The 17,841-nt window shown below is 52.6% G+C and carries 14 protein-coding genes; all 14 read left to right on the top strand.

What is annotated here, in order from left to right:
* Positions 1 to 7 precede the first annotated feature (7 nt).
* Positions 8 to 727, top strand: coding sequence for a dienelactone hydrolase family protein (locus IVG45_RS06300; protein WP_196437014.1), 720 nt, complete (start codon positions 8 to 10; stop codon positions 725 to 727).
* A 123-nt stretch (positions 728 to 850) separates the two neighbouring features.
* Positions 851 to 3,451: a DNA gyrase subunit A gene (gyrA, locus tag IVG45_RS06295; RefSeq protein ID WP_196437013.1), complete on the top strand. Its 2,601-nt coding sequence runs from the start codon at positions 851 to 853 to the stop codon at positions 3,449 to 3,451.
* Positions 3,451 to 4,530, top strand: coding sequence for a 3-phosphoserine/phosphohydroxythreonine transaminase (gene serC, locus IVG45_RS06290; RefSeq protein WP_196437012.1), 1,080 nt, complete (start codon positions 3,451 to 3,453; stop codon positions 4,528 to 4,530). The genes gyrA and serC overlap by 1 nt, the downstream gene beginning before the upstream one ends.
* A gap of 8 nt (positions 4,531 to 4,538) precedes the next feature.
* Positions 4,539 to 5,624 carry a prephenate dehydratase gene (gene pheA, locus IVG45_RS06285; RefSeq protein WP_196437011.1) on the top strand — a complete coding sequence of 362 codons (1,086 nt, stop codon included), beginning with the start codon at positions 4,539 to 4,541 and terminating at the stop codon, positions 5,622 to 5,624.
* Positions 5,625 to 5,635: 11 nt separating this feature from the next.
* Entirely contained in the window at positions 5,636 to 6,739 is a 1,104-nt protein-coding gene (hisC, locus tag IVG45_RS06280; RefSeq protein WP_196437010.1) for a histidinol-phosphate transaminase, read from the top strand.
* Positions 6,732 to 7,607: a prephenate dehydrogenase gene (locus tag IVG45_RS06275; protein ID WP_196437009.1), complete on the top strand. Its 876-nt coding sequence runs from the start codon at positions 6,732 to 6,734 to the stop codon at positions 7,605 to 7,607. Before hisC ends, IVG45_RS06275 begins: the two co-directional genes overlap by 8 nt.
* Before the next feature lie 11 nt (positions 7,608 to 7,618).
* Positions 7,619 to 8,935 carry a 3-phosphoshikimate 1-carboxyvinyltransferase gene (aroA, locus tag IVG45_RS06270; RefSeq protein WP_196437008.1) on the top strand — a complete coding sequence of 439 codons (1,317 nt, stop codon included), beginning with the start codon at positions 7,619 to 7,621 and terminating at the stop codon, positions 8,933 to 8,935.
* A gap of 2 nt (positions 8,936 to 8,937) precedes the next feature.
* Positions 8,938 to 9,594 carry a (d)CMP kinase gene (gene cmk / locus IVG45_RS06265; protein WP_196437937.1) on the top strand — a complete coding sequence of 219 codons (657 nt, stop codon included), beginning with the start codon at positions 8,938 to 8,940 and terminating at the stop codon, positions 9,592 to 9,594.
* A 94-nt stretch (positions 9,595 to 9,688) separates the two neighbouring features.
* Positions 9,689 to 11,350 carry a 30S ribosomal protein S1 gene (gene rpsA, locus IVG45_RS06260; RefSeq protein WP_196437007.1) on the top strand — a complete coding sequence of 554 codons (1,662 nt, stop codon included), beginning with the start codon at positions 9,689 to 9,691 and terminating at the stop codon, positions 11,348 to 11,350.
* A 60-nt stretch (positions 11,351 to 11,410) separates the two neighbouring features.
* Positions 11,411 to 11,716: an integration host factor subunit beta gene (locus IVG45_RS06255; RefSeq protein ID WP_196437006.1), complete on the top strand. Its 306-nt coding sequence runs from the start codon at positions 11,411 to 11,413 to the stop codon at positions 11,714 to 11,716.
* A 141-nt stretch (positions 11,717 to 11,857) separates the two neighbouring features.
* Positions 11,858 to 12,823: an acetylxylan esterase gene (locus tag IVG45_RS06250; RefSeq protein WP_196437005.1), complete on the top strand. Its 966-nt coding sequence runs from the start codon at positions 11,858 to 11,860 to the stop codon at positions 12,821 to 12,823.
* Positions 12,820 to 13,548 carry an esterase family protein gene (locus IVG45_RS06245; RefSeq protein ID WP_196437004.1) on the top strand — a complete coding sequence of 243 codons (729 nt, stop codon included), beginning with the start codon at positions 12,820 to 12,822 and terminating at the stop codon, positions 13,546 to 13,548. The genes IVG45_RS06250 and IVG45_RS06245 overlap by 4 nt, the downstream gene beginning before the upstream one ends.
* 60 nt (positions 13,549 to 13,608) lie before the next feature.
* A complete protein-coding gene (locus tag IVG45_RS06240; protein ID WP_196437003.1) occupies positions 13,609 to 14,703 on the top strand; it encodes an efflux RND transporter periplasmic adaptor subunit in 1,095 nt (364 codons plus the stop codon).
* Entirely contained in the window at positions 14,700 to 17,744 is a 3,045-nt protein-coding gene (locus tag IVG45_RS06235) for an efflux RND transporter permease subunit (protein ID WP_196437002.1), read from the top strand. The genes IVG45_RS06240 and IVG45_RS06235 overlap by 4 nt, the downstream gene beginning before the upstream one ends.
* The last annotated feature ends 97 nt before the right edge of the window (positions 17,745 to 17,841 follow it).

Here is a 17,841-nt window from a genome sequence, read left to right as displayed (position 1 = left end):
GTGGCCCATGGCTATCGTATCCAATACCGTCGACTATTTGGATGATGGGGTTTTACTGCAAGGTTTTTTCGCCTACGACGATGCCGTTGAAGGCATGCGGCCCGTGGTGTTGATTCACCATGCATGGGCTGGGCGGGATGAGTTCGTGGCCGACAAGGCTAAAAGGTTGGCGGCGCTGGGGTATCTGGCTTTCGCCACTGATATGTACGGCAAAGGCATTAGAGGGAGTTCGCCGGAGGAAAACGGCAGGCTGATGCAGCCATTTATGCGGGATAGGGCGAAATTACAAAGGCGGCTGCATGCGGCTTTGGCCAGTGTCAAGCTGCTGCCGTGGGCGGATAATACTCGCATTGCCGCCATGGGCTTTTGCTTTGGCGGTTTATGTGCGCTGGATTTCGCCAGAACCGGAGCGGAACTTCGCGGCGTGGTGTCTTTTCACGGTTTGCTGGTTCCGCCGGAGAATTTGCCTAATCCGCGCATCAAAGCCAAAGTCTTGGTATTGCACGGCCATGACGATCCCATGGCGCCGCCCGAGCATGTCTTGGCCTTGCAAACCGAATTGACCCGAGCCGGCGCCGATTGGCAGATGCATGTCTACGGTGGCACCATGCATGCTTTTACCAATCCAGTGGCCAACGACCCCACTTTCGGCACCGTTTATCAAGCCACGGCGGATCAGCGTTCCTGGCGGGCGATGCAAAACTTTTTCGCCGAGATTTTTGCCTGACTAGTCTGGCGGGCATTTGCTATAATCGCCGGTTTTACGAGCCATGCCGGCGCAAAATGGATTTGATGCGGCAGGCTAACCCGTCGAGCCCGAAACGCTTGGCTGAATTGGAACCACGGACCCATGTCAGACTTCGCTAAAGAAATTATTCCGGTTAATCTCGAAGACGAGATGAAACAATCCTATCTCGATTACGCCATGAGCGTGATCGTGGGCAGGGCACTTCCCGATGTTAGAGACGGCCTGAAACCCGTTCACCGGCGCGTGTTATATGCGATGAACGAGCTCGGTAACGACTGGAACAAACCCTATAAAAAATCCGCGCGTATCGTCGGTGACGTGATCGGTAAATATCACCCTCACGGCGACACTGCTGTGTACGACACCATGGTTAGAATGGCGCAGCCGTTCTCGTTGCGCTACATGCTGATCGACGGTCAAGGCAACTTCGGTTCGGTGGACGGCGATTCGCCGGCTGCGATGCGGTATACCGAAGTTCGTATGTCGAAAATCGCTCACGAGCTGTTGGCCGACCTGGATAAGGAAACCGTCGATTTCGTCTCCAACTATGACGAATCGGAATCCGAGCCGACCGTGATGCCGACCCGTATCCCGACTTTACTGATCAACGGTTCTTCCGGTATTGCGGTCGGCATGGCGACCAATATCCCGCCGCACAATCTGAACGAGATCGTCTCCGCCTGTCTGGCGCTGATCGAAAATGCCGATCTGACCATCCCGGAATTGATGCAAATCGTGCCGGGGCCGGACTTTCCGACCGCCGGCATCATCAACGGCGCCTCCGGCATCTATGAGGCTTACACCACCGGCCGTGGTCGGATTTACATCCGGGCCCGCTCGCATTTCGAAGACATCGGCGACAGTAGCCGGCAAGCCATCATCACCACCGAATTGCCGTATCAGGTCAATAAAGCCCGCTTGCTGGAAAAAATCGCCGAGCTGGTCAAAGAGGGCAAATTGGAAGGTATTTCCGGTCTGCGCGACGAGTCGGACAAGGACGGCATGCGGATGGTAATCGAACTGCGGCGCGGCGAAGTGGCCGATGTGGTGTTGAATAATCTGTACAAACAAACCCAGATGCAGACCGTGTTCGGCATCAATATGGTGGCCTTGCTGGACGGCCGGCCGCATTGCATGAATTTGAAGGAAATTCTGGCGGCCTTCATAGATCATAGGCGCGAAATCGTCACCCGTAGAACCATCTACAACTTGCGCCGGGCGCGCGAGCGCGCGCATATCCTGGAAGGTTTGGCGGTGGCGTTGGCTAATATCGACGAGATGATCGAACTGATCAAAACCTCGCCTAATCCGCAGGAAGCCAAGGTAGGCCTGCTAGGCCAAACCTGGGACGCAGGTCTGGTGGCGGCTTTGCTGGATAGAGCCGATGCCGATCGTTCGCGTCCGGAAAACTTAGCGGCCGAATTCGGATTAGCCGACGGTTTTTACCGCTTGTCCGAAGAACAGGCTCAAGCGATCCTGGATTTGCGCCTGCATCGCTTGACTGGCTTGGAACAGGACAAGATCGTCAACGAATACAAACAATTGTTGGAATTGATCGACGGCTATTTGCATATCTTGGGCAGCGATGTACGCTTGATGGAAGTCATCCGGGAAGAGTTGGAAGAAATCAAAGGCCAATATTCGGACGCCAGACGCACCGAAATCATTCAGGATTATTCCAACCTGTCGGCGGAAGATTTGATCACCGAGGAAGACATGGTGGTGACCATGTCGCACGAAGGCTATGTCAAAACTCAGCCGTTGACCGATTACAAGGCCCAACGGCGCGGCGGTCGTGGCAAGTCGGCCACCGCCACCAAGGAAAACGACTTTATCGACAAGTTGATAATTGCCAACACTCACGACACCATTCTGTGTTTCTCCTCGCGCGGTAAAGTGTATTGGTTGAAAGTTTACGAGCTGCCGGTGGCCAGCCGGGCTTCGCGCGGCAAACCGTTTGTGAATTTGTTGCCGCTGGAAGAGGGCGAGAAAATCAACGCCATGTTGTCGGTGCGCGAATACAGCGAAGATAAATTCGTGTTCATGGCCACGGCTTCCGGCACGGTGAAAAAAACCCCGTTGACCGAATTTGCCTACCAGCTGGCCAAGGGTAAAATCGCCATCGATTTGCGCGACAACGACATGCTGGTTGGCGTGGCCTTGACCGACGGCCAACAAAACGTCATGTTGTTCAATAGCGACGGCAAAGCGGTTTGTTTCAATGAAACCGATGTGCGGCCCATGGGCAGAACCGCGGCCGGTGTGCGCGGCATGCGCTTGCAGGAAGGCCAGAGAATCATTTCCTTGATTATTTCCAGCGAAGGCACGGTCTTGAATATCACCGAGAACGGTTACGGCAAGCGTACTCGTATCGAAGAGTTTACCCAGCATAAGCGTGGCGGCCAAGGTTTGATCGCCATTCAAACCTCGGAACGTAACGGTTCGGTGGTTGGCGCGGTGTTGGTTAACGATACTGACGAAATCATGTTGATCACCAATGCCGGCACCCTGGTCAGAACCCGCGTCAATGAGATTTCCATTGTCGGTAGAAACACCCAGGGTGTGACGGTGATTCGCCTGGACAAGGGCGAAAAAGTCGTCGGTGTCGACCGGATCGAGGGTCTGGGCGAAGACGATGAAGAGGAAGGCGAAGACAACGATTCAGTAACCGATAATGCCGATTTAGGCGGGGAAGAAGAGTGATGGCAAGGATATACAATTTTAGCGCCGGCCCATCGATGTTGCCGGAAGCCGTGTTATTGAAAGCCCAGCAGGAAATGCTGGATTGGCGGGACAGCGGCATGTCGGTGATGGAAATGAGCCATCGCGGCAAGCATTTTATGGCGATTGCCGAAGCCATGAAAAATGATCTGATCGAGCTGCTGTCGATCCCCGCCAATTACAAGGTGTTGTTTCTGCAAGGCGGCGCCAGCGCGCAATTCGCCATGATCCCGCAAAACATTTTAAACGGCAAAACCTCCGCCTGTTATGCCAATACCGGAGCCTGGTCGACCAGTGCCATTAAGGAAGCCGGCAAATATTGCGAGGTTAAAACGGTCGCCAGTTCGGAAGAGTCTAAATTTACGACCATTCCTGCTGCCGAGCAATGGCAAATCGACCCGAATGCGGCCTATCTGCATTACACCTCCAACGAAACCATACACGGCGTCGAATTCAACCATGTGCCCGAGGCTGGCGATTTGCCGCTGGTGTGCGACATGTCGTCCAATATTTTGTCGCGTCCGGTCGATGTCAGCCGTTACGGGATTATTTACGCCGGCACCCAGAAAAACATGGGACCTTCCGGCGTGACCGTGGTGATTGTGCGCGAGGATTTGGTCGGCTTGGCGCCGAAATCGGTGCCGTCGGTATTCAATTATGAGCAGCAAGCCAAAAGCGATTCGATGTTGAACACGCCGGCTACCTATAACTGGTATTTGCTGGGGCTGGTGTTGCAGTGGCTTAAAGGCGAGGGCGGAGTCGCGGCGATCGAACAACGAAATATCCAAAAAGCCGACAAGTTGTACCGGGCCATTGATCAATCTAGTTTGTATAGCAATCCGGTTGCCAAGGATTGCCGTTCGCGGATGAATATTCCGTTCGTATTGGCCGACGCCGGCTTGGACAAGGAGTTTTTAAGTTTGGCGGACAAAAATGGTTTGAGTACACTCGCCGGCCATCGTTCGGTCGGCGGCATGCGCGCCAGTATCTACAATGCCATGCCTGAGGCCGGAGTCGATGCGCTGATCGCTTTCATGGCCGAGTTCGAGCGTACACACTAAGATCGATCATGACCGCTATCATTCCTTTGTCAGAATTGCGTGCCCGGATCGATGACATTGATCGGCAAATCTTGCAACTGATCAATCAGCGCGCCAATTGCGCGATCGAAGTCGCCAGAACCAAACAAGCCGAGGGCGAAACCGGCAGTTTCTATCGGCCGGACCGGGAAGCTCAGGTGCTGCGCCGCATCAAGGAACTTAACCCCGGCCCATTGAGCGACAATGCCGCCGCGCATCTGTTCCGTGAAGTGATGTCCGCTTGCCTGGCGCTGGAAAAGCCGCTGGAAGTGGCATACCTTGGGCCCGCCGGTACCTTTACCCAGCAAGCCACATTCAAGCATTTTGGCCATGCAGTCAAGGATATTCCGGTTCCAACCATACACGAGATTTTTCAGGCGGTGGAGACCGGGCATTGTCAGTTTGGGGTGGTGCCGGTGGAGAATTCCACCGAGGGTGTGATTGCTCATACACTGGATCGCTTCATCGATAGCCCCTTGCAAATCTGCGGGGAAGTCGAGATTCGGGTGCATCAAAATCTGCTCGGCAAGATGGATAGTCTGATCGGTATCAGCGAGGTGTTTTCCCATCAACAATCGCTGGCCCAATGCCGGCAATGGTTGAATACCTATTTGCCAGGCGTGCCTTTTACGGCGGTTAGCAGCAATTCCGAGGCGGCGCGGCTAGCCTCACTGGATCATGGCAAGGCGGCGATAGCCGGTTTGGTCGCGGCCGAGTTGTATGATCTGAACATCATCGAAAAAAACATCGAGGATGAAGCCAATAATACCACCCGATTCATCATCATCGGTGCCCAACAGCCGGTCTCGACCGGCGCGGATAAAACCTCGATTCTGGTTTCGACCGGTAATCAAGCCGGTGCCTTGCATAGAATTTTAGGGCCTTTCGCCGAATACGGCATCAGCATGGTACACATCGAATCCCGCCCTTCCAGACAAGGCCTGTGGGATTATGTGTTCTTCATCGATATCGAGGGCCACAAGGATGATTCGGATGTAGCCAAGGCCTTACAAGTTCTGCAAAACAACGTAAAGCTCCTGAAGATTCTCGGTTCCTATCCCAAAGCAGTTATTTAAGCATTTACCACATGAACAAATTTTTAAATCTCGCGGTTGCTGGCGTTCGGCAGTTGGTGCCTTATGTGCCGGGTAAACCGGTCGATGAATTACAGCGCGAACTGGGTTTGACCGAAATCGTCAAGCTAGCCTCCAACGAAAATCCACTGGGCACCGGTTCCAAAGTCGCTGCGGCGATTCAAGCTACCTTGCCGGAGTTGACGCGTTATCCCGACGGCAGTGGTTTTGGGTTAAAAGCGGCCCTGTCCGCCAAGTTAGGCGTGGTACCCGAGCAAATCACGCTGGGCAACGGATCCAGCGAGATTTTGGAATTGGTGGCCCGCAGCTTCGTCACGCCCGATCATGAAGTGGTATTTTCCCAGCATGCATTTGCCTTGTATCCGATCTTGACTCAGGCGGTTGGCGCCCAAGCCAGGGTGGTGCCGGCCAGCAACTATGGCCATGATTTGGACGCCATGCGGGCCAGCATTACCGATAAAACCCGCCTGGTATTTATCGCCAATCCCAACAACCCGACCGGTACCTTGTTGCCTCAAGCCGAGCTGGAAGGTTTCATTGCGGCTTTGCCGGCCCATGTGTTGTGCGTGTTGGACGAAGCTTATTATGAATTTGTCGATCCCAAGGTCAGAACCGAATCCTTGCAATGGCCGTTGCGCTATCCCAATTTGATTATAGCTCGGACTTTTTCCAAGGCTTACGGATTGGCTGGCTTACGCATCGGTTATGGCATTTCATCCGTCGACGTGGCGGATTTACTCAACCGAGTCAGGCAGCCCTTCAACAGCAATATGCTGGCCTTGGCCGCCGCGGAAGCGGCGTTGGACGATGCGGAATATTTGGCGCAAACCCTTGCCGTCAATAATGCCGGCATGGCCCAACTAACGTCGGCGTTCCAAGAGTTGGAACTTGAATGGATTCCATCGTCCGGCAATTTTGTTTCGGTTGATGTCAAACAAAATGCCTTGCCGATTTATCAAGCCTTGTTGCAAAAAGGTGTGATCGTACGTCCCATCGCCAATTACGAAATGCCGAATCATCTGCGCATCAGCATAGGTACGGAGCGGGAAAACCGGGTTTTCATTGCTGCCTTGGCCGAGGTGTTGCGCGGTGTTTAAACGCTTATGTGTAATCGGCACCGGCTTGATCGGCGGTTCGATTGCCCGTGCCGCGCGCGCGCAAGGTTTGTGTCAAGAGATCGTGGCTTTTGGCCGGGAAAAAAATCTGCCCAACCTGAAGTTGGCTAAGGAACTGGGCGTGATTGACCAGTTTTATACCGACATCGGCTTGGCGCTGGAAAATGCCGATTTGGTGATAATCGCCACGCCGGTCGGCAGCATGCAAGGCATTTTTGAATTGATCAAGCCGTACTGGAATGAACAGGCCTTGTACAGCGATGCCGGCAGCACCAAGGGCAGCGTGGTCGCGGCGGCAACTGCAGTGTTCGGCCATGTGCCGGTCAATTTCGTGCCGGCCCATCCGATAGCCGGTGCCGAGCGTAGCGGGGTCGATGCTTCGCATGCCGAGTTATTCAAAAACCGCCGTTTGATCATTACCCCGTTGGAGGATACCGACCCTCAACTGTTGGATAAGTTGACCGTTTTCTGGCAACGCATTGGCTCCAGCGTATCGGTGATGAGTGTGGAACACCACGATACCGTATTGGCGGCTACCAGTCATTTGCCGCATATTCTGGCCTTCGCGCTGGTTGGTTTGCTTGGGCGAAAGGACGAGCAGCGCGAGATTTTCAAATATGCCGCCGGCGGCTTCAAGGATTTCAGCCGCATTGCCTCCAGCGATCCGACCATGTGGCTGGATATTTGTCTGGCCAACAAGCAGGAAATCATTCCGTTGATTCAACAATTCAAAACCGAGTTGAGTCACATTGAGCAATTGTTGGCCGATAATCAGTCCCGGCAATTGTTCGATACCTTTACTTATGCCAGAAATGCCCGGCAACGCTTTCTCGATACTTTAGACGATTAAATTAAAACACTATGTCTCAATCCATTACATTTCAAGTTCAAGCCGGCGGCAGTTTGCGCGGTGAAATCCGCGTGCCCGGCGATAAATCGATGTCGCATCGTTCCATTATGTTGGGTTCAATTGCCGAGGGGGTCACTCATGTGCGCGGCTTTTTGAATGCCGAAGACGCCATGTCGACTTTGGAAGCTTTTCGTGCCATGGGCGTTGAAATCGAAGGTCCGGTCAACGGCGAAGTCACCATACACGGTGTCGGCAAGCACGGTTTGAAAGCGCCGGTAAAGCCCTTGTATTTGGGTAACTCTGGTACATCGATGCGTTTGTTGAGCGGCTTGCTGGCTGGACAGCCATTCGATTGCACGCTGACTGGCGACAAGTCGCTGGAATCTCGGCCGATGAAACGGGTGACAGCGCCATTGGCGCAAATGGGTGCGGTAATCGAAACCCAGGAAAACGGCACCGCGCCGTTACACATCAAAGGCCAGGCCGGTAAGCTGCAAGGCATGCATTACGATATGCCGATTGCCAGCGCCCAGGTCAAGTCCTGTCTGTTGCTGGCGGGCATGTATGCCGAAGGCGAAACCAGCGTTACCGAACCGGCACCGACCCGCGACCATACCGAGCGCATGTTGAACGGTTTTGGCTACCCAGTTGTCCGCGAGGGCAGCACCGCTAAAATCAATAATCAGGGTAAACTGACGGCGACTGAAATCGATGTGCCCAGCGATATTTCCTCTGCGGCATTTTTCCTGGTTGGCGCCAGCATTGCACCGGATTCCGATGTGACCTTGAAACATGTCGGCATCAATCCGACCCGTACCGGCGTGATCGACATTTTGCGCTTGATGGGCGCCAATATCGAAGTATTGAACCCGCGCGAAGTTGGTGGAGAACCGGTGGCTGATCTGCGCGTACGTTCGGCGGCATTGAAAGGTATCAACATTCCCGAGCATTTGGTGCCGCTGGCCATAGACGAATTCCCGGTATTATTTGTTGCTGCGGCCTGCGCCGAAGGCCAAACCGTGTTGACCGGCGCCGAGGAATTACGGGTGAAAGAGTCCGACCGGATTCAGGTGATGGCCGATGGTCTGCAAATTCTGGGTATCGATGCGCAACCGACCAAGGACGGCATGATAGTGCGGGGCGGAGGCAACATCGGCGGCGGCGAAGTGGATTCCCACGGCGACCACCGCATCGCGATGTCATTTTCAATCGCCGGTTTGCGTTCCTCTGGTTCGATTACCATCAAGGATTGCGCCAACGTCAATACTTCATTTCCGGAGTTCAGACAACTTGCGACGCAATTGGGTTTGAATTTGACCACGCTGTAATGATGAATATACCCGTTATCACTATCGACGGCCCCAGTGGCGCCGGCAAAGGCACGGTCAGTCGCGCCGTCGCGAAACTTTTAGGTTGGAATTATCTGGATAGTGGCTCGATTTACCGCTCACTGGCTATCGCCGTGTTGCAAGCCGGTATCGCACTGGATGACGTGCCCGCCATTGTGAGGGTAGCCGAAGCGATGCGGTTGGCATTTGAATGTGGTGAAAGCTTGCTCGTTAGATTGAATGGGGTCGATATTACCTCGCAACTGGCCAGCGAAACCACCGGCAACGCCGCTTCCATCGTGGCCGCTTATCCCGAAGTCAGAGCGGTTTTGCTGCAAAAACAAAAGGATTTCCGGCAAGCTCCGGGCCTGGTCGCCGATGGCCGGGATATGGGCAGCGTGGTTTTCCCGGAAGCCGAATTTAAGGTCTATTTGACCGCTAGCGCCGAGGAAAGGGCGAATCGGCGTTATAAGCAGTTGATTGAAAAAGGAATCGATGCTAACCTTTCACAGATTACCAGGGAAATAGAAGAACGTGATCGTCGCGATAGTGAGCGAGCAACCGCTCCTCTGACCGTGCCGGAAGGCGCAACCACTATCGATTCCTCCAGTTTAAGCATCCAGCAGGTGATAGACGCGGTAATAAATTTAGTCCGTTAGGGCTTTATTGGCGACTGCCGACAGGCGGTTTTTTTTAATTTTATTGATAAGAGAAAGCTTGTTTGTGTTCTAACAAGTTTGGGAAAGTAGAGAAATGAGCGAAAGCTTTGCACAGTTATTAGAAGAGAGTTTTGCCAAGACTGAAATGCGTCCTGGCGCCATGTTAATGGGTACCGTGATCGATATCGAAAACGAATTCGTGATCGTCAGTACCCAAGCCAAATCGGAAGGCGTGATTCCGAAATGGCAATTCTTAAACGCAGATGGCGATCTGGAAGTCAATGTCGGTGACGAAATCGAAGTGGCTCTCGACATGTTCGAAGACGGCTTGGGTTCAACTCTGCTTTCCCGCGATAAAGCTAAGAAAAGCAAAGCCTGGGCCGAGCTGGAAAAAGCCTTTGAAACCCAAGAAACCGTGGTTGGCCGCATCAACGGCAAAGTCCGCGGCGGTTTCACCGTTGCGGTCGGCGCGTTGCGCGCGTTCTTGCCGGGTTCATTGGTCGATGTCCGTCCTATTCGCGACACTACCTTCCTGGAAAACCGCGACCTGGAATTCAAGGTCATCAAAATCGACCAAAAACGTAACAACGTCGTATTGTCGCGTCGTGCCGTGGTCGAAAGCGAATATAGCGCGGAACGCGAAGAGTTGGTTAAAACCCTGCAGGAAGGCGCTATCGTGACCGGTATCGTCAAAAACCTGACCGACTACGGTGCGTTTATCGACCTGGGTGGCGTAGACGGTCTGCTGCACATCACCGACATGGCATGGCGCCGCGTGCGTCATCCGTCCGAGTGCGTGGAAATCGGCCAAGAAGTCAATGTCAAAGTCTTGAAATTCGACAAAGACAAAACCCGCGTTTCGTTGGGCATGAAACAAATGGAAGAAGATCCATGGCAAAACATTGCTCGCCGTTACCCAGCCGGTACCCGTGTATTCGGTAAGGTCAACAACCTCACCGATTACGGTTGCTTCGTAGAAATCGAAGAAGGCGTCGAAGGTTTGGTTCACGTTTCCGAAATGGACTGGACCAACAAAAACGTCAACCCATCCAAAGTGGTACAACTGGGTGACGAAGTCGAAGTCATGGTTCTGGAAATCGACGAAGAACGCCGCCGTATTTCACTGGGCATGAAACAATGCCGTTCCAACCCATGGGATGAATTCGCGGCAACCCACAACAAAGGCGACAAAATCTCCGGCAAAATCAAATCCATCACCGATTTCGGTATCTTCATCGGTCTGGACGGTGGTATTGATGGTCTGGTTCACATGTCCGACATCTCCTGGAACGAAAACGACGAAGAAGCCATTCGTAACTACAAAAAAGGCGATGAAGTCGAAACCGTGATTTTGGCGGTTGATCCCGAGCGCGAGCGTATTTCGCTGGGTATCAAACAGCTGGAACAAGATCCATTCCAAAACTTCATTGCCCTGCATGAAAAAGGCGCAATGGTAAAAGGTACCGTCAAGGAAGTTGACGCTAAAGGTGCGGTAATCACCTTGGCCGACAACGTTGAAGGTTATCTGCGCGCTTCCGAAATTCAACGTGACCGCGTGGAAGATGCACGCACGCTGTTGAAAGAAGGCGACGAAATCGAAGCTAAATTTGTCGGCGTCGACAAAAAAACCAAATCCATTTCCTTGTCGATCAAAGCCAAGGACGTTGAGGAAGAGTCAAACGCCATTAAAGATTACTCGTCACAAAATGCCGGTACAGCGACATTGGGCGACATCTTTAAACAAATGGACAAATAAATCAGTCCAAGGGTGATGTGAACTATCACATCACCCTTCTTCGATTACTCAGGGTTTGATGTGACAAAATCAGAATTGATCGAGGTGTTGGCACGCAAACAGCCACATCTCCCGCTTAAAGATGTTGAGTTGGCAGTTAGATGTGTTGTCGATCACTTGAGCGACACGCTGGCAAGCGGAGATCGAATCGAAATCCGCGGATTTGGTAGTTTTTCCTTGCATCACCGTTCCGCCCGTCTCGGCAGAAACCCCAAAACCGGCGAGTCAGTTTCTCTGACCGAAAAACACGTACCGCATTTTAAACCTGGCAAAGAACTGCGCGACATGGTCGATGCATCCAGGGAGAAGTTCAAAATTGTCGATTGATTTTTTAAATCGGCGGCATTAAGAAACAATTATTGGGATAAGGGGCGTAAAGTTTTTTTTCGCATAAAACTGCTCTCAAACCCTTATCTCTTTAATTGCTTCAATCAATTTCCTCACGACTAAATGCCTAAAATACCCGTCGTGAAAGCATTCGACCATCCATTCCCATTCGATCCTAGTTATGGCTACAATCTTGAGAGATTTTTAGCTATCGAACCACCGCAAGCACCCAATAATTTTTCCCAATTCTGGCAAAATCGGTACCAGAACGCATTGTCGTTACGGCCAGGTTTCAGCCTCGGTCAGTGCGGGGCGCATGCCGGTTTTACGATATTTGATATTCAATACCAATCCACTGGCGGATTTAGCATTGGCGGTTGGTTGCTGGAGCCCGAGAATCAAGTTGTCAAACAATGTATTATCGTCGGCCATGGCTATGGCGGCAGAAGCCAACCGGATTATCATTTCGAAATTCCGGAAACGGCCTATTTATTTCCTTGCTTTCGCGGCCTGTCGCGAAGCCGCTGCCAAGGGTTGTCGGATCAGCCCAGTCAGCATGTGGTTCATGGCATAGACGATCCCGATCATTATATTCTGGGCGGCTGCGTGGACGATTTATGGCTGGGCGTCTCGCTAATGCTGGAACTTTATCCGCATGCCACCGAGCGCATAGGTTATATGGGCATGAGTTTCGGCGGCGGTATCGGTGCCTTGGCGTTGCCGTGGGATAAGCGCATACATCGCGCGCACTTGAACGTGCCGACTTTTGGACATCAGACATTGCGTTTGTCCTTACCGACTATTGGAAGCGCGGCGGCCGTCACGGACTATTTTCAGCGCCATCCTGGCATTTCAGATACCTTGGCCTATTATGATTCGGCAATTGCCGCTACTTTTGCGGCACAACCCGTACATGTGGCCGCCGCTTTATTCGATCCCATGGTGGCGCCTCCGGGACAGTTCGCCGTTTATAATGCCTGGGCCGGTCCCAAAGCCCTGTTTGTGCTGGATGCCGGGCATTTCGAATATCCATGCCAACCTCAGCAAGAACAGCAGTTATTAGGTGAAATTCGGCTTTTTTTCGGAGAGCAGTCAAGTACGCCATGAATCGTGAATATCATCACTGGCATAGCGCCCGTTTAGGACGCGATATGGAGTTTCTGGTATTTGGCCATGCCGGCGCCAAGGTGTTGATATTTCCTACTCGCGATGGCCGATTTTACGAATACGAGAACCTGGGTATTGTTGATACCCTAAAACACAAAATCGATGCCGGCCATCTGCAGCTTTTTTGTCTCGATAGTATCGATCACGAAAGCTTTTATTGCTTTTGGCGCCGGCCAAAAGACCGAATCTTGCGCCATATGTTGTTTGAGGAATATGTATTGAATGAAGTGATCCCATTCATGCATGCCAAAAATCCGCATCCTTGCACCATCGTGCATGGTTGCAGCCTGGGCGCCTATCATGCCGCCAATCTCGCATTTCGGCATCCCCATCGCTTTCAAAAGCTGGTAGCATTCTCCGGTCGATTCGATTTAACCCTGGAAGTGGAATATTTTAAAAATTTGTTTGACGGTTACTATGACGACAACATCTATTTTCATACCCCCAGCCATTATTTGCCGAACTTAACCGATAAAATCCAGTTGAACCTGCTACAAAAAATGGACATTACCTTGGTCATCGGCAAACAAGATCCATTTTTACAAAACAACCGTGAATTGAGTCAGGTGTTGAACCGAAAGGGTATAAGCCATCGGTTTTATGAATGGGATGGACGCGCGCATCAAGGCCAATATTGGCGGCAAATGGCGCGTTTGTATATCTAGTCGCTTACAGTACACCGGCATGGAAGCGCTGAATTATTTCTATTATTGTCTAAAACGCTGATGATCAAACGTATTCTAATTGTCTTATTGTTTACCGTGTTGATATTGGGCGGTATATTCGGGTTTAAGTTTTATCAAATTCAGCAGGCTATCAGCCAGATGGTGCCACCGCCGCCGGCCGTGGTGGCCGCCGCAACGGTAAAACAGGAACAATGGTCGTCGTCATTATCGGCGGTTGGCAGTCTGACCGCCATTTCGGGTGTGGATGTCAGCAATGAAGTGGTCGGCAAAATCAAAACCATTCATTTCGAGTCCGGCCAATCCGTCAAACAAGGCCAGCTGTTAGTGGAACTGGATGCGGATACCGATTTGGCTGAATTGAAGGGGCTACAGGCGGAACAAGACTTTGCCCAAGTCCGTTTCGAACGCAGCGAGAAAATGATTGAAAAAAAATATGTATCCAGATCCGACTACGATCAGCATAAAGCCATGCTGGATCAGGCCATGGCCGCCGTTCAAGCGAAAAAGACCCTGATCGATAAAAAAATGATCAGAGCACCCTTCAATGGCGAGTTGGGGATTCGCCAAGTCAACTTGGGTGAGTACCTGGCCGAAGGCAAAGCCATTGTCAGCCTGCAAAAGCTCGATCCGATTTATCTGGATTTCAGCTTGCCGGAACGGCATGTCAGCCAATTGGCTAAAAATCAACCGATCAGCGCCACGGTGCAAGCTTATCCGGATCGGTACTTTAGCGGCCGCATCATGGCGATTAGTCCGGCGGTGGAACGCGATACTCGCGCGCTGAAGGTTCGCGCGCTGGTGGCGAATCAAGACAAAGCCCTACGTCCCGGTATGTTCGCCCAAGTGCAAATCAAATCCGGAAGCAATTTACAGGTGCTGACCTTGCCCGATACCGCCATTAGCTACAATCCTTACGGCGATTCGGTGTTCTTGATCGAGCAAACCGAAAAAGGTCTGACCGTGCAAAGCCGCCAAGTCGTCACCGGCCAAACTCGCGAGGGCAGGGTTGAAATCGTTAGTGGCCTTCGAGCCGGTGACAAGGTGGTCAGTGCCGGACAGGTCAAACTGCGTAACGGCATGCCGGTCACGCTGGATAGCCAGCCCGCGCCCGGCGAACGGGAGCCGATTCAGTGAAATTCACCGATTTATTTATTCACCGTCCGGTACTGGCCAGCGTCATCAGCTTGCTGATTCTGGTTCTGGGGCTCAGGGCGATTACCGTACTGGAGTTGCGCCAGTATCCGGAAACCGAAAACACCGTGGTGACCATCGCCACTTCTTATCCAGGCGCCAGCAGTGAACTGGTCAAGGGCTTCATCACCAATCCCTTGCAGCAAGCTATCGCCGAAGCCGACGGCATTGATTACTTGTCTTCCAGCAGCCGGCAGGGGAGTTCAACCATAGAAGCGCACATGCGGCTAAATTTCGATCCGAATGCCGCCGTCGCCGAAATTCAGGCCAAAGTCGCCAGCCAACGCAACGTATTGCCGGCCGAGGCGGAAGACCCGGTGATTACTTCGCAAACCGGCGAAAGCACCGCATTGATGTATATCGCCTTGTACAGCGATAGCCTGGAAGCGGCCCAACTCAGCGATTACATGCTGCGGGTGGTGCAACCCAAGATCCAGGCGGTGCCCGGTGTCGGTAAAGCCAAGATGCTGGGCAATAAAACCTTTGCGATGCGCATTTGGCTGGATCCGGAACGGATGGCGGCTCTCGGGGTAACGGCCACCGATGTGAGCGAGGTCTTGAGGGAAAACAATTATTTGTCCGGGGCGGGAGGCACCAAGGGCAACTTCGTCAAAATCGATCTACGCGCCACGACCGATGCGGTCAACGAGAACGAATTCAAGCAATTGGTGGTCAGCAATCGCAACGGCACCTTGGTCAGATTGGAGGACATAGCCGATACCGAGCTGGGCAGCGAGGATTATGATTCGGTCAACTGGTACAAAGGCAAAATGGCTATTTTCATGGGGATAGAACAGGCGCCTGGTTCCAATCCCTTGACCGTGGCAAAATCGGTAAAAGTATTGTTAAAAGATATTGAACGCGATTTGCCCGACTCGATGAACATATTGCTGCCGTATGATGCCAGCCAATTTATCGAGGATTCGATCAACGAAGTCTTCAGTACCTTGATCGAGGCCGTGGCGATAGTGTTGGTGATTATTTTCCTGTCGATCGGTTCGTTTCGGGCCGCGCTGGTGCCGGCGGTGACGGTACCGTTGTCCCTGATTGGCGGCGCCTTTTTGATGTTGGCGATGGGTTTTTCGATCAATTTATTGACCATGCTGGCACTGGTACTGGCCATCGGCTTGGTGGTCGACGATGCGATCGTGATGGTGGAAAACATTCATAGGCACATAGAAGACGGGCAGCCGCGCTTGCAAGCCGCCTTGCTGGGCGCGCGCGAATTGGGCCTGCCGGTAGTCGCGATGACCACCACTTTGATCGCGGTCTATGCGCCCATCGGTTTCATGGGGGGATTGGTTGGAACCCTATTTACCGAATTCGCCTTTTCCTTGGCCGGCGCGGTTTTGGTTTCCGGCGTGGTGGCTCTGACCCTGTCGCCCATGATGAGCTCCAGAGTATTGAAGGACGCGGGACACCCCAGCCGATTCGAACGGGCCGTCGAACATTTTTTTACTGGCCTGGCCGGCTATTACCAACGCCTGTTACATAAGGTGTTGGAATACCCATCCAGCATCATGTTGTTTGCCTTGTTGGTGCTGGTCAGTATTTATTTCATGTTTATGTTGTCGGCCAAGGAACTGGCTCCGACCGAGGATCAAAGCATACTGTTTACCATGGCAAGCGGGCCTCAGACGGCGACCTTGCACTATAACGAAACCTATGCGCGCGAACTGATCAAACAATTCGAAACTATTCCGGAATACCAGGAAAGTTTCCTGATTATGGGATTTGGCGGCGATACCAGCAGCGTGTTCAGCGGCTTCAAAATGCCGTCCACCTTTCAGCGCGAGCGCTCGCAATCCGAAATTCAGCCGGAACTGCAAGCCAAGGTCGGTAAAATCGCCGGTTTTCAAACCGCCGTGATTCCCCGTCCCAGCTTGCCGGGTTCCGGAGGTGGCTTGCCGATGCAGTTTGTGATGGTGACCGATGCCGACTACACCGCGTTGGATCAGGTAGCCGACCAGTTGCTGGACAAGGCCATGCAAAGCGGAAAATTTGCCTTCCTGATGAAAGACGTCAACTTTAACCGGCCGCAAACCACATTGGTGATCGACCGGGACCGCGCGGCCGACTTGGGCATCAATATGCAGGATATAGGCAAAAATTTGGCGACCTTGTTGGGCGGCCAATACGTGAACCGATTCAGCTTACAGGGCCGAAGTTATAAAGTCATCCCGCAAGTCGACGATCAGGCCCGGATGGATGTCGGCAAGCTGGATAGCTATTATTTGCGTACCGCATCGGGTGGGCAAGTGCCGTTGTCGTCGTTGATCAAATTGGAACACTCGGTGGAGCCCGGCAAGCGCACCCAATTTCAACAACTTAACAGCCTGACCATCAACGGCATGATGCTGCCCGGCGTGGGCTTGGGCGATGCGATGGCTTATATGGAGCAAACCGCGCGCGACATATTTCCGCGCGGATTTAGTTGGGACTACACCGGTTCATCCCGTCAGTATGCCCAGCAAGGCAGTGCCTTGATCCTGACCTTCTTCATGGCCTTGCTGATCATCTATCTGGTGCTGGCCGCCCAATTCGAAAGTTGGCGCGATCCGTTGATTATCCTGATCTCGGTGCCGCTATCGATTGCCAGTGCCTTGGCCTTCATGATGCTGGGATTCGCCTCGGTCAATATTTATACCCAGGTCGGCTTGATTACCCTGATCGGTTTGATTGCCAAAAACGGCATCTTGATCGTCGAATTCGCCAACCAATTACAAAGTCATAATAAACTGAGCAAGTTCCAGGCGGTGGAACAGGCCGCAACCATACGCTTAAGGCCGATTCTGATGACCACGGTGTCGATGATAGTCGCCATGATTCCGTTGTTGATGGCATCCGGCCCCGGCGCGGCCAGCCGGTTCGATATTGGTTTGGTCATAGCCAGCGGCCTGGGAATAGGAACCCTATTTACCTTGATCGTAGTGCCGGCGTTTTATTTATTATTGGCGCGCGATCATCAACACCCATCGAGCTAGCGATCATCCGCAAGGTATAGCTCCGGTCGTGCATGTTAGCCAACGCGTTTAATGCGACCGGGGTACACTGTAAAAATCGACGGCATATATCTGCATT

Source organism: Methylomonas sp. LL1 (assembly GCF_015711015.1).
GTDB lineage: Bacteria > Pseudomonadota > Gammaproteobacteria > Methylococcales > Methylomonadaceae > Methylomonas.
The sequence above is the reverse complement of the archived record's forward strand: the minus strand, read 5'-3'. Positions and strand labels throughout refer to the sequence as shown.